Genomic DNA, 22,656 nt, shown 5'->3' with positions numbered 1-22,656 from the left:
GCATTGCACAATTCGAGAGTTTACATCACGCGGTAATTCGGGCTTTCGCGGGTGATCTGAACGTCATGCACATGGCTTTCCTTAAGCCCCGCGCCCGTGATTTTGACAAAGTTGCAGTTGCGCCGCATCTCTTCCACGGTTGCGCAGCCAGTATAGCCCATCGCCGCGCGCAGACCGCCGACCAACTGATGCACAACCGCGCTGGCCGAGCCTTTGTAGGGCACCTGCCCTTCGATCCCTTCGGGCACCAGCTTGTCGTTGGCGGCGTCCTTCTGGAAGTACCGATCCGCCGAGCCTCGCGCCATTGCGCCCAAGCTACCCATGCCGCGATAAGATTTGAACGAGCGGCCCTGATACAAAATCACTTCACCGGGGCTTTCATCGGTGCCCGCGATCATAGAGCCGACCATCGCGCAGGACGCCCCCGCCGCGATTGCCTTGGCAAAATCGCCCGAGAATTTAATGCCGCCATCGGCGATTATCGGCACATCCCCGGCCGCCGCAGCGCAATCCATGATCGCGGTCAACTGCGGCACGCCCACACCGGCCACCATCCGTGTGGTACAGATCGAGCCGGGCCCGATCCCCACCTTGATCGAGTCCGCGCCCGCGTCGATCAACGCTTTGGTCGCCTCGCCAGTGGCTACATTACCGGCGATGATCTGAACCTCGTTCGACAGGGTCTTGACCCGTTTCACCGCGTCCAGAACGCCTTGTGAATGGCCGTGTGCGGTGTCCACAACAATGATGTCGACGCCTGAATCCACCAATTGCTCGGAACGCTCAAACCCGGCATCCCCGACCGAAGTCGCCGCCGCAACGCGCAAACGGCCCAGGCGGTCTTTGCACGCAGTCGGGTTCAGCACCGCTTGTTCTGTATCTTTCAGGGTCAGCAGGCCAGTCAGTTTGCCTTCGGCGTCAACAACCAGCAGCTTTTCGATCCGGCGCGCCTTCATCAGGCTTTTAGCTTCTTCCAGATCGGCGGGTTCCTGCAGCATCGCCAGATTGTCGGCGGTCATCATCGCGTGGATCGGCGTGTCGTCCGAGGTCGCAAACCGCATGTCGCGGTTGGTCACGATACCGACAACGCGCCCCTCGGGGTCGACAACGGGAAAACCGGTGAAGTTATACCGCTCGACCAGCGCCTTGGCATCAGCCAGCGTCTGATCCGCGCGCAATGTCACAGGGTTATAGACGATGCCGGATTCGAACCGCTTGACCCGGCGTACCTCGCGGGCCTGTTCCTCGGTGCTCAGGTTCTTGTGGATCACGCCGATGCCGCCCGCTTGCGCCATGGCGATGGCCATGCGCGCCTCGGTCACTGTGTCCATCGCTGAACTCAGCAGCGGGATGTTCATGGTAATCTCGCGCGTCACGCGCGTCGTCGTGTTCGCCGTTGCGGGCAGCACAGAAGATGCGCCCGGAACCAGAAGAACGTCGTCAAAGGTGAGTGCCTCACGAATCTGCATCTGCTAACCCCATGCAAAACCCCGTTTGACGGCGACCCTATTGCATGGATTCAAGCTAAGGAAAAGCCCCTGACCTAAACTAGTTTTGCCCTGCGGGACATTGCCGCGGCAAAAAACGACGCAAGACGGTCAAAACCTGCCGCTGATTGCCCTTTCCCTTTGCGCACAAACCCATATCTTGCGCGGCAGATGCGCGAATACAAAAGGCAGGCCAGATATGACCACCGAACCCCTTGTCGTTTTTACCCCCTCGGGCAAACGTGGGCATTTCCCTGTCGGCACCCCGGTTCTGACCGCTGCCCGGCAGTTAGGTGTCGATCTGGATTCGGTCTGCGGCGGGCGCGGGATTTGTTCGAAATGCCAAATCACGCCCAGCTATGGTGAGTTTCCCAAGCACGGCGTGTCGGTATCCGAAGGCGCGCTGAGCGAATGGAACGCGGTGGAACAACGCTATGACGACAAGCGCGGGTTGAAGCCGGGGCGCCGTTTGGGGTGTCAGGCCACCGTTCAAGGTGACGTGGTGATTGACGTGCCGCCCGAATCTCAGGTCCATCGTCAGGTCGTGCGCAAAGCGGCTGCGGCCCGTGCCATCACCATGGATCCGGCGACGCGGCTGTATTTCGTGGTGGTCGAGGAACCCGACATGCACTCGCCCACCGGCGATCTGGAGCGGCTGGAACGCGCCCTGCGCGAGCAGTGGAAGATCGGCGCCGTCACCGCCGATCTGTCGCTGATGTCAAAGTTGCAGCCTGTGCTGCGCAAAGGCAAGTGGGAGGTCACGGTAGCCGTCCACAAAGGCCACAAGGATGAGGTCGCGCAGATCGTGGAAATCTGGCCCGGCCTGCATGAACAAGGGCTGTACGGTCTGGCCATCGACCTTGGCTCAACCACCGTCGCCGCCCACCTGACTGATCTGGAAACCGGTGAGGTCAAGGCATCGTCCGGCTTGATGAACCCGCAGATTCGCTTTGGTGAAGACCTGATGAGCCGCGTGTCCTACGCCATGATGAACCCCGGCGGTGATCAGGAAATGACCCGCGCCGTGCGCGAGGCGATCAACGACCTGACCACCTCGATCGCGGATGAGGCCGGGATCGACGCCGCGCTGATCGTGGAAACGGTATTTGTATGCAACCCGGTCATGCACCACCTGCTGCTGGGACTGGACCCGGTCGAACTGGGGCAGGCTCCGTTCGCGCTGGCGACATCGGAAAGCATGTCCCTGCCCGCGCGTGAGATGGACCTGACCAAGATGAACCCCCGCGCACAGGTCTATATCCTGCCCTGTATTGCGGGACATGTGGGGGCCGACTGTGCCGCCGTTGCCCTGTCCGAGGAACCGGGCAAGTCGGAAGACCTCGTGCTGATCGTCGATGTCGGCACCAATGCCGAAATCCTGCTGGGCAACACCACACGCGTGCTGGCTTGTTCCTCGCCCACCGGCCCCGCCTTTGAAGGCGCGCAGATCAGTTCTGGCCAGCGCGCTGCGCCCGGCGCGATTGAACGGATCGAGATCGACCCCATTACCAAGGAACCCCGCTTCCGCATCATCGGGTCTGACAAGTGGTCCGACGAGGACGGGTTCGATCAGGACATCGCCACCACGGGAATCACTGGCATCTGCGGCTCAGGCATTATCGAAGCCGTGGCGGAAATGCGCATCGCCGGGCTGCTGGACGAAAGCGGTCTGATCGGATCGGCTGAACAAACCGGCACCACGCGCTGCATCCCCGAAGGGCGCACACATTCCTATTTGATCCACGACGCCAGCGCCGAAGGCGGCCCGCGTATCACTGTGACCCAAGGTGACATCCGCGCCATCCAACTGGCGAAATCGGCGCTTTATGCCGGTGCGCGCCTGCTAATGGATGAGATGCAGGTCGACACCGTGGATCGCGTGGTTCTGGCCGGGGCGTTCGGCGCGCATATCTCGACCAAACACGCGATGGTGTTGGGCATGATCCCCGACGCACCATTGGACAAGGTCTCCAGCGCAGGAAACGCGGCCGGTACCGGCGCGCGGATCGCCCTGTGCAACATCGGATCGCGCAAGGAAATTGAACGAGTCGTGCGCGAGATCACCAAAGTCGAAACCGCGATTGAGCCCAAGTTTCAGGATCATTTCGTAGCCGCCAACGCGATCCCGCACAAAACCGACCCATTTCCGGAACTGGCGCAGGTGGTCACCCTCCCCTCGCCTTCATTCAACACCGGTGGCGGGGATGAGGAAAAATCTGGCCGCCGCCGCCGCCGCAGGTCATAGTTACCCCAAAGAACCGGAGGCGACATGGCGATAACAAACGAAGAACAGGCTGAATTCTGGGGCAACTCACCCTCAGGCGCAAAATGGCTGACCTATGAGGATCAGATGGATGCCCTTCTGGCCCCGGTTCTGGATCTGGTTCTGGATCGCGCCGCTCTTCAACCGGGGCATCGTGTGTTGGACATCGGCTGCGGCACTGGCGCGAGCACGGTTCAGGCCGCCCAGGTCGTTGGCCCCAAAGGTCACGTTCTAGCCGCTGATTTTTCACAGCCTTTTCTGGATCGAGCTGCGGTACGCGCAGAGGCAGCCGGGCATTCAAATGTCGGCTTTCAATTCGCAGACGCGCAGACCCACCCTTTTGACGAAGGCGACCGGGATGCCATGATCTCGCGTTTTGGCGTGATGTTCTTCGATGATACGGTTGCTGCCTTTGCAAACATGGCACGAGCCCTGAAGCCCGGCGGGCAAATGACTTTTGCCGCTTGGGGGCCGCTCTCCGGCAACCCCTGGTTCTTTATTCCACACATTGCGGCCACCGCGCGTCTAGGAACACCACCAAAAGTGGATCGCAACGCACCCGGACCTTTGGCCTTTCATGATCAGGATCGCGTCACAGGTTTGCTGGCAGACGCCGGACTGACTGACATCAAGGTCGACGCGGTTGACCTGACCTTACCTGTATACGGAACGCTAGAGGATTGCGCTGCACTCTGTACACGAGTTGGCCCAGCGGCGCGGGTGATCGCCCATTTCGACGGTGGACCCGAAGATATCGCGGTCATTCGGGACGCAGTAGCAGGTGAATTCCAGCCCTATCAGGCAGGGGATATGGTCAACGTACCTGCGCTTATAAACTTGTTTCAGGCACGTAGGCCCGAGTAACTGGAGCGGGTAGCGGGAATCGAACCCGCGCGTTCAGCTTGGGAAGCTGACAGGCTACCATTACATCATACCCGCCGCGCGGGTTTGAATAACATTGGCTCACGACCAGCTTCAAGCGCGTTTCGACAGGATGCCACAAGATTATTCTGTCCGGGCTCGCAGGCTGTCGATCAGCGATTTTTCAACGTCCAACACTTCGCACGCAGCATCGAGGGTTCGCTGATCCAGATGTTGCGGGCTCAGGTCGATGTCCCTGGAGAAAACCTCAACAATCGTTCGCATCGTCTTGATCCGGGCGTATTTCTTGTTATTGGCGGGGATCACGTGCCACGGCGCTATCTGGGTCGAGGTGCGCGCCAGCATCTCATCCACCGCGACTTCCGCCTCGGACCAGTGTTCGCGGTTGCGGAAATCCTCATAGGTCAGTTTCCAGCGCTTCAGCGGGTTGCGTAGACGTTCGGTGAATCGCGCCATCTGTTCCTCGGGCGAGATGTGGAAGAACAGCTTTACGATCCGCGTGCCGTCATCCACCAGCATTCGCTCGAAATCGTTGATCTCACCATAAGCGGCGCGCCAGCGATCTTCGGAGGTGAACTTTTCCAACCGCTCGACCAGCACCCGCCCATACCAGCTTCGGTCAAAAGCCGAGATCGCGCCCTCGGGCGGTAGCCGTTCCCAGAACCGCAACAGGTAATGACGATTCAGGTAGTAGTTGCGCGGCGCACCAATCGGCCAAACCTTGAAGCTGCGCGGGTCCAACGCCTGACTGATCCGCCGGATCGTGCCGCCTTTGCCCGCCGCGTCCCATCCTTCGAACACCAGCACGCCCTTGGTCCCGTGAAACAAAAACGCCTGTTGGATCAACGCCAGTTGCGCCTGCAACTCTACCAGTTCCTCAAAATACTCTTTCTTGCCCAGCCTCAGCGACAGATCTGCCTCGGTCAGTTTCGGGGGAAAATGCTTGGTCATAATGGCGCCCTGATCTGCGAAAAAATCACAACCAGTGTCACTACAACGGCCACAAGAGGCATTGATCGGTGTCAAACGAAAAAAAGCCGGGCACTAGGCCCGGCTTTGACTCAAAATGTGATGCGGATCACGCGCGGCGGCGACGTCCACCACCACGACGACCACCTGCGGCACCGGCTGCCGCGGCTTCTTCAGGCGACTTGTTGAACTTGATCCATGCCCCGCCATGCGGGTCGTTGTTGGTCAGCAGGTTAGCGGCTCGGATGGCCTCCATCTCTTTGCCAGCGCGCGGTTGGGTCGAGCCCAGGCCGAACAGTTGGCAGAAGGTCTCATCATCCATATCCGCAGGCAGTACGATGCCTTTGGCTGCTACCTCGGCCTTCTTTTCAGCCAGCTTTTTGGGACCAACTGGCAAGGCCACAGGGTTCATGATCGCCGAGGTCATGCCAGCGCCCATTGCCATCGGCAGGAAGGCATTGTTGATGCCGTGACGGTTCGGCAGACCGAACGAGATGTTGGATGCACCGCAAGTCGTATTCACGCCCAGTTCCTCGCGCAGGCGACGAACCAATGCAAATACCTGCTGGCCAGCGGTTGCCATCGCGCCGATGGGCATAACCAGCGGGTCAACCACGATGTCATGGGCCGGAATGCCGAAATCGGCGGCGCGTTCAACGATCTTCTTAGCGACGTCAAACCGCACATCAGGGTCTTCGGAAATCCCGGTGTCGTCGTTCGAGATTGCCACAACCGGCACGTTGTATTTCTTGACCAGCGGCAGCACCAATTCCAGACGCTCTTCTTCACCGGTAACCGAATTCAGAAGCGGGCGGCCCTCAGCCGCCTCAAGACCGGCTTCCAGAGCGCCCGGAACGGACGAGTCGATGCAGAGCGGGACGTCAACCAGGCCCTGAACCAGCTCAACGATCTTGGTCATCAGCGGTGGCTCGGTCTCGTTCGGGTTGGGGTTCGAGTTGTAGACAACGCCCGCATTGATATCCAGAACGGTCGCGCCTGCTGCAACCTGCGCGATGGCGTCCTTCTCGACAGTCGAGAAATCGCCCGCTTCCAGTTCTGCGGCCAGTTTCTTGCGGCCAGTGGGGTTAATCCGCTCACCGATCACGCAGAACGGTTCGTCAAAGCCCAGAACGGCGGTTTTTGTTTTTGATTCTACGACAGTACGGGTCATGTCCGTTCCTTAGGTATTTGCAGGCTTTGCCGAAGCGCCGCCATTGTTGATAGCCCAGTTGGCGTTGGTCTTGACGCCGCCAAGCGGGAAGAAATGTACGTTGGTGATGTTGAAATCCGGGTTGGCGGCTTTGTGGTTGGCCAATTCGGTGATCACATCGGTCGGCTCATAAGGCAGCAACAGCTTGGATACATCCATCGCACGCTTTTGCAGAACCTTCAGCGATGGACCAACGCCACAGGCAATCGCGAATTTGATCAGAGTCTGCAACTTGGCCGGACCCGCAATACCAATATGGATCGGTAGGTCGATCCCCGCGGCCTTCAGACCGTCTGCCCATTCGATGATCGGCTTCGCGTCGAACGCAAATTGTGTCGCCAGCGCCATTTCGGCGTCGGTTGTCTCGCTGAATTTCTGTTTCCAGCGCAGCGCATCGTCAACATTCTTGGTCGAGCCGTCCGGGTCGATATCCTTGTTGCCCTCGGGGTGACCAGCCACGTGCAGACGCTTGAAACCTGCCTTCTCAAACAGGCCGGTCTCCATCAGTTGCATCGAACTGTCAAAATCACCCTGCGGCTTGTCCAGTCCACCGGCCAGCAGCAGCGCCTGATCCACGCCTGCTTCGCCCTGATACATGGAAATCCAGTTTTCCAGCGTCGCCGCGTCCTTGATGATCCGCGCAGGAAAGTGCGGCATGACCGGATAGCCCTCGGCGGCGATGCGCTTGGCGGTCTTGACCATGTCCTCGATCGGGGTGCCCTCGATATGGGCGATGTAGACGCGGGTGCCTTCGGGCAGTAGAGCGCGGAAATCCTCGACCTTTTCGGCCGTACGGGGCATTACCTCGATCGAATAGCCCTGCAAAAAGGCTTCGACGGTCGGGTTCACAGGGCCGTTTTCGGCCGCATCACGTTTCTTGAAGTTCAGCAAAGCCATCGCGGCCTCCCATACAGATTTCGGGCTCATGCCCAACCGTCATTTGCGATCAGCGCCTTGATGCGGTCCTGATCATATTCCGCTTCCAGACGCACGGCCTCGGCCTCGGCGATCTCGGACGGGTCGCCCTCAACCGCAAAAGGTTCGGCCTTGCGCCACTCGGCCAGATAGGCGTCGCTATCCTTGGCGTTCACCTTCATAGCCGCGCGGTCGATGGCTTGCTCGAACCGTTCCTCCAACTGCCGCTTTGCGCCCCGGCGGCCTTTGCCGACGATGACTTGAGCTGGGATATCGCGCCAAAAAACGATGGTGACGTCAGGCATCGCGTTTGATTCCTCCTAACCAGATGGATCGGTTCTAAACTTCAATATGGGCTCAGGTCGGTCGATTTTCGACACAAGGCAGAGTTCTAACGACCTTTTTACCCACGATGGGATACCGGCCTTGTAACGAAGTCTTGAGCAAACCCTCACATCAAAATTCTCATCACCTTAATGAGCGTCTTGCACGACGCAGGCGCGCGACCTATGGTCGGGGTAACTCGAAAATCGGAGGGCGTTACGATGGCGCCCAAGCGTCCCAAAGGTGCGGGCGCGTTCCCGAAGGCGGTCGAAAGCCCCGCGCCGGCAAGACCCGATCCAGATGCGTTGTATGCGGCGCTGGATTTGGGGACAAATAGCTGCCGCATGTTGATAGCCCAGCCCAAGGGCAGCGGGTTCCATGTGGTCGACAGCTTCTCAAAATCCGTGCAATTGGGCGCGGGTCTTGAGCGGACCGGGCGTTTGTCCCGGTCATCCATGGCGCGCACCATTCAGGCGCTGCGGATTTGCCAGCAAAAACTGAAACGCAATAAAGTCCGACGAATGCGGCTGGTTGCGACGGAAGCTTGTCGGCGCGCCAAAAACTCACGCGACTTCATCCGGCAGGTGCTGCGCGAAACCGGGCTGACGCTTGAGATCATCCAACCCGAGGAAGAAGCACGGCTTGCCGTGATCTCCTGCGCGCCTCTGGTTTCAACCAAGACCGAACAATTGCTGGTCGTGGATATCGGCGGCGGCTCGACCGAACTGGTGTGGATCGACATCTCATCCGTTCCGCGCCGGGACAGACCTGCGGCGATCATGCGCCTGCACAATGGGTTCCACGCGGCCGAAAGCCCATTTCCTGCGGCCAAGGTTGTGGACTGGATCAGTGTTCCCTTGGGGGTCGCGACCCTCCGGGACCAATTCAATGACGTCGAGGACGACTCGGCTCGGTTTGCCTTGATGAGCTGGTTTTTCGAAGAGAACCTGGCCGATTTCGCCCCCTACAAAGATGAGCAGGCACGTGAAGGGTTTCAGATTGTAGGCACCAGCGGCACGGTCACAACCGTTGCTGCCTCCCACCTTGGGCTCAAACGGTATGACCGAACCAAGGTCGATGGCCTGCGCATGACCAGCGATCAGATTGACAAAGTGATACGTGGTTATCTAGAACTCGGCCCTCAGGGTCGGCGCCGGGATCCGCGTATCGGTGATGACCGGCAGGCCCTGATCATGTCCGGCTCGGCCATTTTGCAGGCACTATTACGCTGCTGGCCCACCGACCGTCTTTCCGTGGCGGATCGTGGGCTGCGCGAGGGTCTGCTTTATGCACAAATGAGCGCGGACGGCGTATTGGAAGACGGACCGTTCTGATGGCGAAGACACCGACTGGTAAAAACAACTCGGGCCGCGGGCAGCGCGACCTGAAGGTTAAGGTCAAGACTGCACGTGGGCGCAAGCTCAGTTCAACCCGCTGGCTCGAACGGCAGTTGAATGACCCTTATGTCAAGCGCGCGAATGCCGAAGGGTATCGCGGACGTGCGGCCTATAAAATATTGGAACTGGACGACAAGTTCCGCTTTCTGGTCCCCGGCGCGCGCGTCGTCGATCTGGGCTGCGCGCCCGGCGGGTGGTTGCAGGTCGCTGTCAAGCGGGTGAATGCGCTGGGCGAAAAAAGCGGTAAGCGGATCGGCACGGTTCTGGGCGTAGACCTGCAAGAAGTCGAGCCGGTCGCTGGCGCAACGGCCCATGTGCTGGACTTCATGGAAGACGACGCCGACCAAAAGGTCAAAGAATGGCTGGGCGGCAAGGCCGATGTGGTAATGTCGGACATGGCAGCCGCCTCATCGGGGCATAAGCAAACCGACCATTTACGGATCATGGCACTGTGTGAGACAGCCGCCTATTTCGCATTTGATGTTTTGGAAGAAGGCGGCACCTTCGTCGCTAAAGTCCTGGCCGGTGGTGCCGAGGGCGATCTGCAAAAACTTCTGAAACAGAAATTCACCAAGGTCGCCAACGTCAAACCACCTGCGTCCCGCTCAGACAGTTCCGAGAAATTTGTTGTAGCGACTGGGTTTCGGGGCGACTCTTAATCCTCTAACGAAACCCGCTCTCCCGTTAGAACCTGCTCGCGCAGGGACGCAGCCGCGATGCCCTGTAGCAGCAGAGCCTCGCCATGGTTAAGGTATTGCGGCTTCCGTGTGCGCAGATCTTCAATGCGCTGGGACATTGATAGCGGTCGTTGCAATTGCGATATCCGAACCGGTTTTCCAAGCATTTCAAACCCCTTACCGAAAAAAGCTTCTACTCCTTCCGATTTGGATACCGATAGATTTTGCCGTGAACGTGGCCGAAAGCGGGTATTACAATGCCAATTCAGCGCCCGATCTGGGCCTTTAATTGCAGCAATTCGGGGTGGTTTGGAACCCGCGACAACCCTTCAGCAAGAACGCTCTGCGCGGCCTCGACCCCACGGTTCAGTTGAACGAGTTGAACCAGTATCGGCCACGCTTCAGCACGCTGCGGGTCAAGGGTAATCACTTCGGCAAAGGCGCGCTCGGCCGCTTCGGGATTGCGAAGCGTCAAAGCCATGCCACCCAGCACCATGTGCGTTTCGGGAAAATCCAGACGGTTGGCAATCGCGCCTTGCCACTCGGACATACCCTGCCCGGCCAGTTGCCCTTGTTCGCGGGTCATTACTTGCGGCGGAATAGTCAGAAACTCTTTCGCCGCTGCAATCCGAACATTACGGCGCGGGTCCGACAGCAACGGTTCCAACCGCTGAACCCGATCCGACATACTCGCATATCGTTGCAGAGGGGCTGCGTTGGCGCGGACAACCGGATCAACGTCCGCCAGCATAGACGCCGTCTGAGCCGCAATTTCGTCCGAGCTAAAATCTTGCAGCAAATACGCCGCTGTCGCGCGAACGATGCCCGCCTGCCCGGGATCGGTGGCGATATCAAGCAACGCGGCGGGTCCGTCCGCACGGCCTGTCAGCGCTTGCTGAAACGACGTGCCATAATGCGTGCCACGCTGTTCCGACTGGGGAAACCATGCCTCAATCTGTGTCGCCGCCCATTCCTGATCCTCGTCCTTATGACAATCGGTGCAGGCATCTTCGCCAAGCCCCAAGTCCGGGCGCGGAATACGGAAACTGTGATCACGCCGACCATCGACCCCCATGTAGACACGTTCGATCATGTGGCACGACTTGCACTGTGCGCCGTCGCTGCCGTCAGGATGGTGGTGGTGATCAGGCGCGTCGTATTCTTTTGCCGTCAAAGTCGGAAAGCGGCTGTTCCCAGCGGGAGAATGGCACTGTGTGCAAACACCATTCCCCTCGGCCCGCAACGTTGCGCTGTGGGGCTCGTGGCAGTCCATGCACCCTACGCCTTGCGCGTACATTTTGGACTGCAGGAACGAGCCATAGACATAGACTTCATCCAGTATCTGCCCATCCGGGTGGTACAATCCCGGCCTTAGGACCGCGAGGTTATAGGCATCATGATACGGCGTTCCCGGCAAGGGGTTGCCGTCACCATGTGCTTCACGGCGTGAATGGCATCCGGCACATTGCTGGATTTCAGCTTCGGTCTGACCGCTGCCCCAATCCGTAGTGAACCCGTATTCTGTCAGGTCGCCGCCGACACTTTGGCCGTTGGTCCAGTCGATATGGGCAGAACCCGGGCCATGGCACGCCTCACACCCGACACCTATTTCCGACTGTATTGATGTGTAAATGCGGGTTTGCGCGTCGTAGTTCTTTTCAAAAGCAGTCGCATGACATTCTGCGCAGCGGGCATTCCAGTTTTTGTAGGGTCCGGTCCAATGCAAGCCGTCATCCGGGGGCAGATCTTGATCGGGGTAAAGGTGAAACCAACGCTTTTGCTCGGTATCCCAAACCACGTCAAAGCTTTGCAATCTGCCCTGTTCGGTTTCGAACAGATATTGCTGAAGTGGCGCGATTCCGACCACTGAATGCACATCATACTTGGTCGCTACACCGTCTTTCTCGGTGACCCGAGCACGCAGGGTATCGTCGCTGGAAAACTCGACAGACATGCCGTCATGCTCAAATCTGGTGCCGTCAAAGTCAGCGACAACATGACCGGCATCTGCCTCGTTCCACGCCAATGCGTGATGAGATTTGGCCCATGCGTCGGCTTCGGCCTTATGACACTCAACACATTTATCCGAGCCGACATAAGACGGAACCTGTGCCCAAGCGAACGCCGGGAAAAGCACTAACAAACCGAAAAGAAAATGTCTCAATCCACGGTCCCTTCGCCGGAGTTCTGAAGGTCCATCAAAGCGCCGTTAAACTCAGCGCCCAAGATCAGGATCGCGGCGCATAGATACAGGAAGATCAAGGCCGCCATTGCACCGGCCAATCCGGCGTAGGTCGTGCTGTAAGACGCAAACTGACCGATATAGATCGAGAACGCCCATCCCCCTGCTGCCCAAAGCGCCAGCGTAAGAGCCACGCCGGGCAGAATCTGCATCACGGAATGTCGACGTGTCGGCAAAAGAAGATGCGCCAGAATCACGGTTCCGGCTGGAACGGCAACCGCAAAGGTCCATCGCAGCCGATCCACGGACAACCACTCTGATACGTTTACATCAGTCCTTTCAGACACAAGTTTTGTATAGACCGGCAAGACCACCTCGACCGCAGCGATCGCCAGAATCGTGGCGCCACCGATTACCACCAGCGCCAAACAGAACAGCCGGGTTTTCCAGAACGGCCAGCTATCGTGATCATGATATGCCTGGTTCATCGCTGCACGAACGGCCGCAACTCCGTTGGATGCGAAGAACACGGCCAACAAACCCCCGATGGTTATGACGCCTGAACCGGATTCTTCCAGCACGGCCCGCAGCTCGGCCACAATAGGGTCGGCCACGTCTTGCGGCCAAGCCCCAAAGATCAGCTCAATCAATTCGTTGGTGACATAATCCTGAGACAAGGATCCGGCCAAGGCCACAGTGAACAAGACGAACGGAAACAAGGCGAGCATAAGGGACATGGCGACATGGCTGCTCATCACCAACCCGTTCTTGGCACCAAAACGACCAAGGGCCAGCCACAGCGCCTGAAGAGGCCGGCCAAAAAGGGGAATCACGTTCGCGCTCATGCCGAAAGCCTACCCCGGCTCATTGGATCACAGAACCATCAAATCCAGTATAAAGACAAATTAATCCGTACAAATATCTGGGTGCATTGCATAATCCCGCGCGGCTGTGCAGGATCAGGATAGGATAACCAGCTTGAGGCAATCTCAGCTCAGCGGCGGGAAACCGATGCCCTTGGACCAAAACGATACGTATACGACACCCCGGCTGAAGCTGTCTGTCGTCCGCGATACCGCCATTGTTGCCACGCTGACCGTGCTGGGCCTGTATGCCGGGTCCGCATTTCTTATTCCCTTGACGATGGCATTGCTGATCAACGTTCTGATTATCGCCCTAAGCGACCGGGTGATTTCCGTCACCCACGCCCCTGTCTGGCTGGCCAATGTCGCTGGTGTGACTGTCGTTTTGGCGGGCTTGTTCATGATCATGTATATTCTGGGCAGCCAAGCGACCCAGTTCGCGCGGTCCATCAGCACCTATGAAAATCAGTTCGACGGCGCGGTAAACCGCGTCACAGGGCTGGTCGGCAATGACGTGACCACCTTTATCAGGGACAACCTAATCAGCATCGACATGTCTTATGTCGCCCGCGTTCTGTTGGGCAGCGCCACGTCCTTGCTGAACCATTTCTTCCTGATCAGCCTTTATGTGGCTTTCCTCATGGCTGAACGGCTGGCCTTTCGAAAAAAGATACAACTGGCGGCAGGAAACCCTCAGACCGGGGCCGAATTTGCGTCGGTACTGGACGCGATCTCTTACAGCCTGCAGCGTTATGTCGGTGTTAAGACATTCATCAGCCTGATCACCGCCGGAATCAGCTATTCGGTTTTCAAACTATTGGGTCTTGAATACGCCGAAACATGGGCTGTACTTACTTTTGCGCTGAATTTCATACCCTCAATCGGTTCGATCATTGCGGTGATTTTTCCTGCGATGATTGCACTTGTTCAGTTCGACAGCATCGGTCCGTTCCTCATCATCGTATTTGGATGCGGGACGATCCAGTTCCTCATCGGCAATTTTCTGGACCCCGCCATGCTGGGGCGTTCGCTGAACATGTCGACGTTTCTAGTCATTCTCGCGCTGACCTTCTGGACAACCGTCTGGGGCATGATCGGCGCCTTTCTAAGTGTACCTCTGACGGTCTGCATCCTTATTGTCTTCAGCCACATCCCCGCGCTGCGCCCGATCGCAATCCTGATGTCGCTGGATGGACGACTGGGTGAAGATCAACAACCAACTTCCACCACCTGAGCGATGCGCCCACTGTTCATCGGATCAGAGATCTATCGAAACTCGACCTATGGTTCGAAACACGCGCTTGCGATCCCGCGCGTTTCAACGGTTATTGATCTATGCCGGGCGCAAGGATGGCTTCCCCCCGAGGCATATCGGGTCAGCCCCCGGGCCAAGCCTAACGCCCTGCGCCTCTTTCACACGCCCGATTATATTGCCGCGCTTCAAAAAGCGGAAAAGACACAGTCGGTTTCCGATGAAACGCGCAAGAAATACGGCCTTGGCACACTTTCAAATCCAGTTTTCGCCGAAATGTTTCGCAGGCCAGCAACCGCCGCAGGGGGATCGTTGCTGGCCGCAGAACTACTGCGGGACGGCGGGATCGTTTACAACCCGGCCGGAGGGACGCATCACGGCCTGCCTGACCGCGCAAACGGGTTCTGCTATCTGAACGATCCTGTACTTGCGATCCTGACCTTTCTGAACGCAGGTCTAGAGCGTATCGTTTACGTGGATATCGACGCGCATCATTGTGACGGGGTCGAAGCCGCCTTTTGCGGATCTTCCAAAGTCAGAATGATCTCGGTCCACGAGGCGCGGCGCTGGCCCTTTACCGGCGCGCTTGAAGACACGGCTGGGGGTGCTGCGTTCAACCTGCCAGTCGCGCGCGGACTGAACGATAGTGAGTTCTACGCGATACTGGATCAGGTGATCCTGCCCGCCACGGCCACGTTTCGCCCGCAGGCGATTATCCTTCAATGTGGCGCGGATGCTGTCGCCGAAGACCCGCTGTCGCGCCTGTCTCTGTCAAACAACGCCCATTGGCGCGCCGTGGCACACCTAAGAGATATGGCACCCAGGTTTCTTGTTCTGGGCGGAGGCGGCTATAACCCATGGTCAGTCGCCCGGCTGTGGACCGGCGTTTGGGCGGTGCTTAATGGCTTTGAAATCCCTCAGGAATTAAACGCCGATGCGCAATCCGTCCTCGGCGCTTTGACGTGGAACCGGGCCGCTGGCAAACAGCCGCCGGACCATTGGTTCAAGACGTTGCGCGACAATCCAAACACCGGAGAGATCAGGCCCGATCTGTTGGCGGATATGAGGCGGCTTGCAAGCCGGATTTCGTAGTGGATTGACTTCGGAAGGGCTGCTAACCTGCAGTCATTACGAAATATTTCTGACCGCCCGGAAAATTTGGAAACCTGCCAGCCTGTTTTAACCGATTGGCTGCAATTGGATCACCAAAATGAATGCACACGAACAAATAAGCGACCTCAAGGCCCGAATGGGACAGTCCATCATTGGCCAGACCGAAGTCATTGATCGCCTGATCATCGGTTTGCTGGCAAACGGTAACCTGTTGATCGAAGGATTGCCCGGCCTTGCAAAGACCCGCGCCGTCAAAGCAATGGCGCGCAACATGGACGCCAGTTTCAGCCGGATTCAGTTCACGCCAGACCTTCTTCCGTCAGACGTGACCGGAACCGAAGTGTTTCAGCAAACCGATACGGGCAGCACGTTTCGCTTCGATCCCGGCCCGATCTTTGCCAACATCGTATTGGCAGACGAAATCAACAGAGCCCCGGCCAAGGTTCAGGCCGCGCTGCTTGAGGCGATGGAAGAACGGCAGGTCACGGTTTCCGGAACAACGCATAAAATGGACCCGTTGTTCATCGTAATGGCCACGCAAAACCCCATTGAACAAGAGGGCACGTACCCCCTGCCCGAAGCGCAAATGGACCGGTTTCTGATGCATGTTCAGATCACCTACCCGCCGGTCGAAGACGAGGTCGAAGTCATTCGCCTGGTCCGGAACGAGGAAATCGCAACAGGCCGGGAAATGTCTGGGGAACGCCCTGCCCCAATCCCGCAGGACGCCGTGTTCACCGCGCGTTCGGAAATCGGCCAGATCCATGTCTCGGACGCGATGGACAGGTATATGGCAGATCTTGTGCAAGCGACCCGAACACCGGAAAACCTGAGCGAAGAGCTTGCCAACTGGATCGAGATCGGGGCCAGCCCCCGCGCGTCATTGGCGCTTGATAAGTGCGGGCGCGCTCATGCCTGGATGAACGGGCGCGACTATGTCGACCCCGCCGACATTCGCGCTATTGCCCATGACGTCTTTCGCCATCGCATATCCTTAAGCTTCGAAGCGCAGGGCAGCGCCAAAACCGCCGATGATGTCATTGCGGAAATCCTGCGCCTTGTGGCGTTGCCGTAAGGGCCCCACATGGCGCAGACAGCCACATATCTCTCAGACACGCGCATCCATGTGAATGCCGAACATTTACAACGGCTGGGTCCGAAATCGCGATCGCTCAGCCTTTTGCCCCGGCAACCCGCGCGATCAATCCTCAATGGACGTCACGCATCGCGTTTACGCGGACGTGGGCTGAACTTTGAGGAATTGCGCACGTATATGCCAGGTGACGACATTCGAACAATTGACTGGAAGGTCACCGCACGCACCGGCACACCCCATGTTCGGGTCTATACGGAAGAGCGCGATCGCCCCGCCCTTTTGTTGGTCGACCAAAGGGTATCCATGTTCTACGGAACCGAGATCTATATGAAATCCGTGATCGCGGCAGAAGCCGCGGCCATTGCCGCACATCGGGTTCTGGGGCAAGGCGACCGTGTTGGCGGGATTGTTTTCGGTGATACGGACTTGGCCGAGCATCACCCGCAACGGCGCCCTGCTGCACTGACGCGGTTCCTATCATCTGTTGGAGAATTGAATTGTAGCCTGAACGCGAAGCTGCGCCCAAAACCAACTGTGACACTGAACGACGTACTGAAACAGGCAGTCCGACTTGCACACACGAACGCATTGGTGTGCGTGTTTTCCGATTTCGACGGGATCAACGACAGGTCCGAACGTCTTTTCAGCAGGTTATCGCGATCAAATGATCTGATCCTTTTCAATGTTTTTGATCCAAGTTCGCGCGCATTACCTCCGGGGGTAAAACTGACGGTATCCGACGGGGACAACCAGATCGAAATCGACAGCTCGATCCCTGATCTGCCCGATCGCGTCAGATCAGCGATGGAGGACAGGCTTTCGCAGTTGAACCTGTGGTCCCGCCGCTATGGCTTCCCAATTGTCCCCCTGACAACAGCGGTCCCTGCTCTGGATCAGTTGCTGAAGCTGTTCGGGCATCCGGGGGGACGATGATGGCGGTCGATGTTTCGGGCAAATCACTGGTTGAACTTTTGGATATGCTAGAGCCTGCTCCGGCCCCAGATCCAATCGCAATGACCCCGCAAACATGGAGTTGGGCGGTTCTTGCAGTGGTGCTGGCAGCGGCCTTGACCTATTGCTTCTACCTGGCCCGTCGACATTGGTCGGCAAATGCCTACCGACGCTCGGCCCTTGCAGAACTGGATCGGGCCGGAACCGATGCGGCACGCGCGGCCGAGATTCTGCGGCGGACCGCTCTGGTCGCTTTTCCGCGTGCGACTGTGGCAAGTCTTCACGGGCAAGAGTGGTTGAATTTTTTAAATCAGACGTATGAAAAGAAAGAATTTAAAGGCGCCTCCGGCGAAGTCCTCCTTGCCGCGCCGTATCAAGAAACCGTTCAAAACACCGACGTCCCAGATCTGGTTCGCAGTTGGATCAAACTCCACAAAAGGGACCAAGGGGCATGACCTACACCTTCGCCGCGCCCTGGGTCTTTGTTCTTTTGCCATTGCCTTTGGTCGTGTTTTGGTTCGCCCCACCACATAAGGAAAAGGTGCAAGCCACACGCATTCCGTTTTTCCGGCACATCGCGGCCGCGACCGGCCTTGAACCCAAAACCGGATCAAGCATTCTAGGACGAACATGGTTGCAATCTATAATTGCGACGCTGGTTTGGGTCTTGTTGGTTACAGCGCTGGCACGCCCTGAACGGCTGGCGGATCCCATCGTGGTGGAAAAATCGGCGAGGGATGTGGTCCTGGCCCTAGATATATCCGGGTCAATGGACCAACGGGATTTCACGTCCGAGGATGGAACCCACAAACAGCGCCTCGCAGCGGTCAAAGATGTACTGCGGGACTTCATTGCCGCGCGTCAGGGGGATCGAATGGCCCTGATCATCTTTGGGACACGCGCGTTTGTGCAGGCACCGTTCACCGAAGATTTGAATAGTTTGAATGGGTTCCTCGACCAGACTGAAGTGGGAATGGCTGGGCCGAACACGGCGCTTGGCGATGCCATTGGGTTGGGCATACGGCTGTTTGACTCGAGCGAAGTCGATCAGCGCCTGATGATCGTCCTCAGCGACGGGGCCGACACGTCAAGCCGCATGACACCCGTCAACGCGTCGGCAATCGCTGCGGACAAAAATGTGGTCATTTATACGATCGGAGTTGGCGACCCGAACGCAACAGGTGAAGACCGCGTAGATTTGCAAGCCCTTCAAGACATCGCGCAAACGACTGGCGGACAATACTTTTTTGCCGATGACGAAGCAGCTTTGACGCAGACCTACCAACAGATCGACGAGCAAAATCCAAGAGTTGTTGAAACTCAAAGCTATCGACCGCGCGAAAGCCTTACCCATATACCGCTTTTAATCGTCATTGCGGTGATCCTGTTCAGTTCCGCAGGATTTCATATCGCGCAACACCAGCGGAGTGTTCGATGATTGAGACACTCGCAGATTTCCACTTTATCCGAGCGGCTTGGCTTCTTTTCCTGATACCGGTTTTTGCAGTTTGGTGGCTGATCCGTCCAAGATCGGAACGGTCCACTCAAGTTCCAGACGGTATCGCCCCGCACCTGGCCCAAGCCCTTGAGGTGGGCGACACGGACAAACGCAAGCTGAACCCCGTAGACGGGGTCATGGCCATCGCAGTGCTGGTCACCTTGGCCGCCGCGGGCCCAACGTGGTCGCGCGCTCCCAACCCACTGATTGCAGACACCGCGCCGTTGGTTATTGCGCTGAAAGTCACCGAAAGCATGGAAGGCACCGACCTGCCCCCATCCCGGCTTGAGCGTGCGAAATACAAGATCACCGATCTGATCAACACGCGCTCTGGGGCGCGGACCGCTTTGATCGCGTATGCAGGCAGTCCGCACCGCGTTGCCCCCCTGACCGAGGATGCCAACATCCTTCGCCCGCTGCTGGAGGGGTTAACGCCCGCCGTTATGCCGCTGAAAGGCGACGCGGCAGCCGATGCCCTGGCACTGGCTCAGAACATACTCGCCGATGCGGAAACCCCGGGCGCCATTTTGTTTGTGCTGGACGATATCGACCCGTCGCAGGTTCAGGCAATGAATAGTGCAGAGGCCGACCTGTTGTTTCTTACGATGCTGCCAGAAGGTAAAAAACTGGTTCAGCTAGACGCGTTAACATCCACAACCGTGGTGCCGTTTTCGGCTGGTGATCAGGATGTTACGCGGCTCAACAGAAGTATTCACAACGCCTATGTCGACGCTCTGGACGAAGAGGATCAGTTGGATTGGCAGGATCAGGGTTGGATTTTGGCTTGGCCTGCGGCGTTGCTCTCACTTTTGTGGTTCCGGCGCGGCTGGGTCATTCGGTGGGCATTTTTGCTTTTTTGCATCACGCACCCATCCGGTCCTGCGCGGGCCGAAGGTTGGAAGGACTGGTTCCTGACACCTGATCAACAAGGCCAAATCGCCATGAACCAAAAGCGCTTTTCTGACGCGGCCGATTTGTTTCAGGACCCCTACCATCAAGGATACGCCATGCTCAAAGCAGGCCGCTATCCTGAGGCGACCGAGGTCTTTTCGTCGTTGAACACACCTGAAGCCGCGTTTGCGGAAGGAATGGCGCGCATCCGTAACCGCGAGTACCGCCCAGCGATTGCAGCATTTGAAACCGCGTTAGAACGTCGACCAGACTGGCCAGAAGCCCAGCACAATTTGGAAGTTGCGACAGCAATTCTGGAGTATGTCGAAACCACCCGAGAGCAATCGGATACCAGCGAAGAGGCCGGGATCGGCGCGGATGATACAGTATTCGACAATGAAGGCGCGCGTGGTCAGGACACCACAGTGCAAGCCCAGACCGAAGTAGCGCAGCCGATGTCTGCAGACCAGTGGATCAGCGCAATTGATACCGACATGCAGGACTTTCTGAGAAACCGGTTCCTGCTGGAAAATCAGGTGCAATCGCAATGAGATATTTTCTATTCCTCATTTTACTGTTCCTGCCGACGGTGGTCACTCCGCAGACCCCAACAGATATTGCCCCACTTGTAACAGTGGACCTTGCAGAGGGCGATGTGATCGTCGGGCAACCCACCATTTTGCGCGTCAAGGTTTTGGTTCCTACCTTCATGCCGGCCCCTCCGGTCTTTCCGTCATTGGAGCAAGAAAACTTATTGGTCCGCTTGCCCGAGCGCGCATCCGGCCCGGTCAGCGAAACTGTGCAAGGCGACACGTGGTCTGGTGTTCAGCGCAGCTATCGCCTTTATCCTTTGCAAGTTGGAAAAATCCAGCTGGGCCAGATGGATATTTTGGTTACTTACGCCGATCCTGATACCAACGCACCGATTGAGGTTTCAGTCCCGCTGCCACCGATATCCTTTGACGCTGTGGTCCCGCAAGGAGCGCAAAATCTGGACCCGCTTATTCTGGCGTCGGACTTTTCCATTGAACAAACGCTGGATGGTGACACTGACATTCAAACCGGAGGCGCGATTACGCGAAAGCTCACTGCCAAAATTTCGGGGACTACTCCGATCTTGATACCTCCTCTTATTCCGGAAAATCAGGATGAACTTCTGCGTGCATACCCAAAAGAGCCGCGTTTTACCGAAGCTGAAGATCGCGGAGTGTTGTCAGGTCAGCGCGTTGATGAAGCCGTTTATCTGGCTCAGGCAGGTGGGCAGACGCAACTTCCTGCTGTTTCGATCGACTGGTTCAATCTGACGACCCAACAGGTTGAAACTGTTGATATCCCTGCAGTCGACTTAACCTTGGCTGCACCCAAAACGCCCCCGAAAGACATGGGCGATTTTCTTAGGCTTGGCTTAGGGGTAACACTCGTGTTGCTGATGATCTGGACCGGCAGGTGTTGGGTTGCACCCCGCTTCAGGACGCGCCGGGAAGAACGCGAACGTGCTTATAGGTCCTCAGCCGAATATGCCCTTGCACAGCTCAGGCTGTCTTTGAAAAACCACGACCTGTCAGGCGCCTATTCGGCACTGGATCTTTTGAAGGCACGCGCAGAAACACCCGTGGATTTACATAAGCTTGAAGCGCAATTGGCATTGATCGGCGCAACACGCTACGGGTCTGATGCCGGCCGGCAGGCCCCGCATTGGTCCGAGGCTGTCGCCACCCTTGACACCTTTGTCCGGCCGCGAGGGGCTAACGCCAATTCGTTGCCCCCATTGAACCCTTGAACCCATTGAACCCATTGAACCCATTGAACCCATGATGCTTAGTTCTGACAATTTGCAATAAGGCCACGCCGGTCCTTTAGAAGCACACGGCCATAGCCCACCTCAACCAAACCAAGATCAGCCAAGCGGTGCAGACTGCGGTGAAGTGTCGGTTGCGAGACCGCTATCATCTCGGCCAGCTCCTCTTGCGACACCTCAATCCAGCCGTCGGACTTCGAAGTGCCCTCGTCCAGATGGAGAAGGCGCAGCGCAAGGCGCTTTTCCGTACCAGTCACTACAAGGTTCGCCACGATACGCAGCGCGGTCTGCATATTCTCATGACTGAGCGCATAGAAATCCCTAACATAATCAGGCTTCTCCTGAACTAACTTCGTGACACGCGAGTTTGGAAAGAACAGGGCGCGGGTTGTCTGTGTCGCGACAACACTGACCAGCCTTGAGGAATCGGCGAACAAAGCCAGGTCGCCAACCCAGAAACCTGCGCCTTCGCGGTGTATGACGAACTCCTGCCCATCGTCGGCTGGCACGGTTATCTGTACGCCCCCCTCAAGGACGGCGAAAATACCGTTCACTGTATCGCCGTGATGATACAACGCCTGGCTCGCTTCAAAGTCCTTCGCGATTCCACACTCCAGCAAGTCGCGTTGAAATGCGGTCGAACGGTTGCTGAACCAGCCGCCTTTCCGCAAGGTCTTAAGATTGTTGGATTTGTTTAACATTAGAATTTTCCAAACTCGTCAAATGATAAGTTTTTAACACAGATCATCGCCTATGCTAATTCCGTTCGATTCCTTCTATCACGCATTATCGCAGATCAATATCGAACCGACTTTCAGGCCGCGTTTTTAATTAGTTATCGCGCCAAATTTAAGTTTCAACAAAGGGTCGTACAGGGCCCAGAAAAAC

At 57.5% G+C, this 22,656-nt stretch carries 21 protein-coding genes and 1 tRNA gene; 12 read left to right on the top strand and 10 right to left on the bottom strand.

Going from position 1 to position 22,656, the window contains the following annotated elements; genetic code table 11:
- Positions 1-20: 20 nt before the first annotated feature.
- The gene (gene guaB, locus GOV87_RS08345; protein ID WP_171211459.1) at positions 21-1,469 is read right to left on the bottom strand and encodes an IMP dehydrogenase; all 1,449 of its coding nucleotides are present in this window, start codon (positions 1,467-1,469) and stop codon (positions 21-23) included.
- Between the two features lie 217 nt (positions 1,470-1,686).
- Here guaB and GOV87_RS08340 point away from each other — a divergent pair, with 217 nt between their 5' ends.
- Together GOV87_RS08340 and GOV87_RS08335 are read left to right on the top strand one after the other, a co-directional pair.
- Positions 1,687-3,732, top strand: a complete 2,046-nt coding sequence (locus tag GOV87_RS08340; RefSeq protein WP_171211458.1) for an ASKHA domain-containing protein — start codon at positions 1,687-1,689, stop codon at positions 3,730-3,732.
- A 24-nt stretch (positions 3,733-3,756) separates the two neighbouring features.
- Positions 3,757-4,614 carry a class I SAM-dependent methyltransferase gene (locus tag GOV87_RS08335; RefSeq protein ID WP_171211457.1) on the top strand — a complete coding sequence of 286 codons (858 nt, stop codon included), beginning with the start codon at positions 3,757-3,759 and terminating at the stop codon, positions 4,612-4,614.
- A gap of 1 nt (position 4,615) precedes the next feature.
- On the opposite strand, the gene GOV87_RS08330 is transcribed toward GOV87_RS08335, so the two are convergent.
- From GOV87_RS08330 to GOV87_RS08310, 5 genes are all read right to left on the bottom strand, one after another.
- Positions 4,616-4,689 (bottom strand) — tRNA-Gly (locus GOV87_RS08330).
- Between the two features lie 66 nt (positions 4,690-4,755).
- On the bottom strand, positions 4,756-5,583 hold the full coding sequence (locus tag GOV87_RS08325) for a polyphosphate kinase 2 family protein (RefSeq protein ID WP_171121483.1): 828 nt from the start codon (positions 5,581-5,583) through the stop codon (positions 4,756-4,758).
- Between the two features lie 127 nt (positions 5,584-5,710).
- Positions 5,711-6,772 carry a methyltetrahydrofolate cobalamin methyltransferase gene (locus GOV87_RS08320; RefSeq protein ID WP_171121484.1) on the bottom strand — a complete coding sequence of 354 codons (1,062 nt, stop codon included), beginning with the start codon at positions 6,770-6,772 and terminating at the stop codon, positions 5,711-5,713.
- Positions 6,773-6,781: 9 nt separating this feature from the next.
- Positions 6,782-7,708 (bottom strand): methylenetetrahydrofolate reductase, encoded by a 927-nt coding sequence (locus tag GOV87_RS08315; protein WP_171211585.1) that lies wholly within the window; start codon positions 7,706-7,708, stop codon positions 6,782-6,784.
- Positions 7,709-7,734: 26 nt separating this feature from the next.
- Positions 7,735-8,031, bottom strand: coding sequence for a virulence factor (locus tag GOV87_RS08310; RefSeq protein WP_171121485.1), 297 nt, complete (start codon positions 8,029-8,031; stop codon positions 7,735-7,737).
- A 240-nt stretch (positions 8,032-8,271) separates the two neighbouring features.
- Here GOV87_RS08310 and GOV87_RS08305 point away from each other — a divergent pair, with 240 nt between their 5' ends.
- Both GOV87_RS08305 and GOV87_RS08300 read left to right on the top strand, forming a co-directional pair.
- Positions 8,272-9,384, top strand: a complete 1,113-nt coding sequence (locus GOV87_RS08305; RefSeq protein ID WP_171211456.1) for a Ppx/GppA phosphatase family protein — start codon at positions 8,272-8,274, stop codon at positions 9,382-9,384.
- Positions 9,384-10,106 carry an RlmE family RNA methyltransferase gene (locus GOV87_RS08300; protein WP_171124964.1) on the top strand — a complete coding sequence of 241 codons (723 nt, stop codon included), beginning with the start codon at positions 9,384-9,386 and terminating at the stop codon, positions 10,104-10,106. Before GOV87_RS08305 ends, GOV87_RS08300 begins: the two co-directional genes overlap by 1 nt.
- Here the strand turns inward: GOV87_RS08300 and GOV87_RS08295 are convergent.
- From GOV87_RS08295 to GOV87_RS08285, 3 genes are all read right to left on the bottom strand, one after another.
- The gene (locus GOV87_RS08295) at positions 10,103-10,243 is read right to left on the bottom strand and encodes a hypothetical protein (protein WP_171121488.1); all 141 of its coding nucleotides are present in this window, start codon (positions 10,241-10,243) and stop codon (positions 10,103-10,105) included. The genes GOV87_RS08300 and GOV87_RS08295 overlap by 4 nt on opposite strands.
- Positions 10,244-10,389: 146 nt before the next feature.
- On the bottom strand, positions 10,390-12,288 hold the full coding sequence (locus GOV87_RS08290; protein ID WP_171211455.1) for a cytochrome c3 family protein: 1,899 nt from the start codon (positions 12,286-12,288) through the stop codon (positions 10,390-10,392).
- Positions 12,285-13,151: a YihY/virulence factor BrkB family protein gene (locus GOV87_RS08285; RefSeq protein WP_171211454.1), complete on the bottom strand. Its 867-nt coding sequence runs from the start codon at positions 13,149-13,151 to the stop codon at positions 12,285-12,287. The genes GOV87_RS08290 and GOV87_RS08285 overlap by 4 nt, the downstream gene beginning before the upstream one ends.
- A 133-nt stretch (positions 13,152-13,284) precedes the next feature.
- Between GOV87_RS08285 and GOV87_RS08280 the strand changes: the two genes are divergently transcribed.
- The 8 genes from GOV87_RS08280 (at position 13,285) to GOV87_RS08245 (ending at position 21,750) form a co-directional block, all read left to right on the top strand.
- On the top strand, positions 13,285-14,403 hold the full coding sequence (locus GOV87_RS08280; RefSeq protein WP_254428766.1) for an AI-2E family transporter: 1,119 nt from the start codon (positions 13,285-13,287) through the stop codon (positions 14,401-14,403).
- A 3-nt stretch (positions 14,404-14,406) separates the two neighbouring features.
- The gene (locus GOV87_RS08275) at positions 14,407-15,513 is read left to right on the top strand and encodes an acetoin utilization protein AcuC (RefSeq protein WP_171211453.1); all 1,107 of its coding nucleotides are present in this window, start codon (positions 14,407-14,409) and stop codon (positions 15,511-15,513) included.
- 118 nt (positions 15,514-15,631) lie between these two features.
- Positions 15,632-16,609 carry a MoxR family ATPase gene (locus GOV87_RS08270; RefSeq protein ID WP_171124959.1) on the top strand — a complete coding sequence of 326 codons (978 nt, stop codon included), beginning with the start codon at positions 15,632-15,634 and terminating at the stop codon, positions 16,607-16,609.
- Positions 16,610-16,618: 9 nt separating this feature from the next.
- Positions 16,619-17,563, top strand: a complete 945-nt coding sequence (locus tag GOV87_RS08265; RefSeq protein WP_171211452.1) for a DUF58 domain-containing protein — start codon at positions 16,619-16,621, stop codon at positions 17,561-17,563.
- On the top strand, positions 17,563-18,036 hold the full coding sequence (locus tag GOV87_RS08260) for a DUF4381 domain-containing protein (RefSeq protein WP_171211451.1): 474 nt from the start codon (positions 17,563-17,565) through the stop codon (positions 18,034-18,036). Before GOV87_RS08265 ends, GOV87_RS08260 begins: the two co-directional genes overlap by 1 nt.
- On the top strand, positions 18,033-19,019 hold the full coding sequence (locus GOV87_RS08255; protein WP_171211450.1) for a VWA domain-containing protein: 987 nt from the start codon (positions 18,033-18,035) through the stop codon (positions 19,017-19,019). Before GOV87_RS08260 ends, GOV87_RS08255 begins: the two co-directional genes overlap by 4 nt.
- A complete protein-coding gene (locus GOV87_RS08250; protein ID WP_171211449.1) occupies positions 19,016-20,521 on the top strand; it encodes a VWA domain-containing protein in 1,506 nt (501 codons plus the stop codon). The genes GOV87_RS08255 and GOV87_RS08250 overlap by 4 nt, the downstream gene beginning before the upstream one ends.
- Positions 20,518-21,750, top strand: a complete 1,233-nt coding sequence (locus tag GOV87_RS08245; protein WP_171211448.1) for a BatD family protein — start codon at positions 20,518-20,520, stop codon at positions 21,748-21,750. Before GOV87_RS08250 ends, GOV87_RS08245 begins: the two co-directional genes overlap by 4 nt.
- 38 nt (positions 21,751-21,788) lie before the next feature.
- On the opposite strand, the gene GOV87_RS08240 is transcribed toward GOV87_RS08245, so the two are convergent.
- Positions 21,789-22,469 (bottom strand): Crp/Fnr family transcriptional regulator, encoded by a 681-nt coding sequence (locus tag GOV87_RS08240; RefSeq protein ID WP_171211447.1) that lies wholly within the window; start codon positions 22,467-22,469, stop codon positions 21,789-21,791.
- Positions 22,470-22,656: the final 187 nt, after the last annotated feature.

The organism is Ruegeria sp. HKCCA5426 (assembly GCF_013034585.1).
Taxonomy (GTDB): Bacteria; Pseudomonadota; Alphaproteobacteria; order Rhodobacterales; family Rhodobacteraceae; genus Ruegeria.
This window is presented reverse-complemented; position numbering and strand designations above follow the sequence as displayed.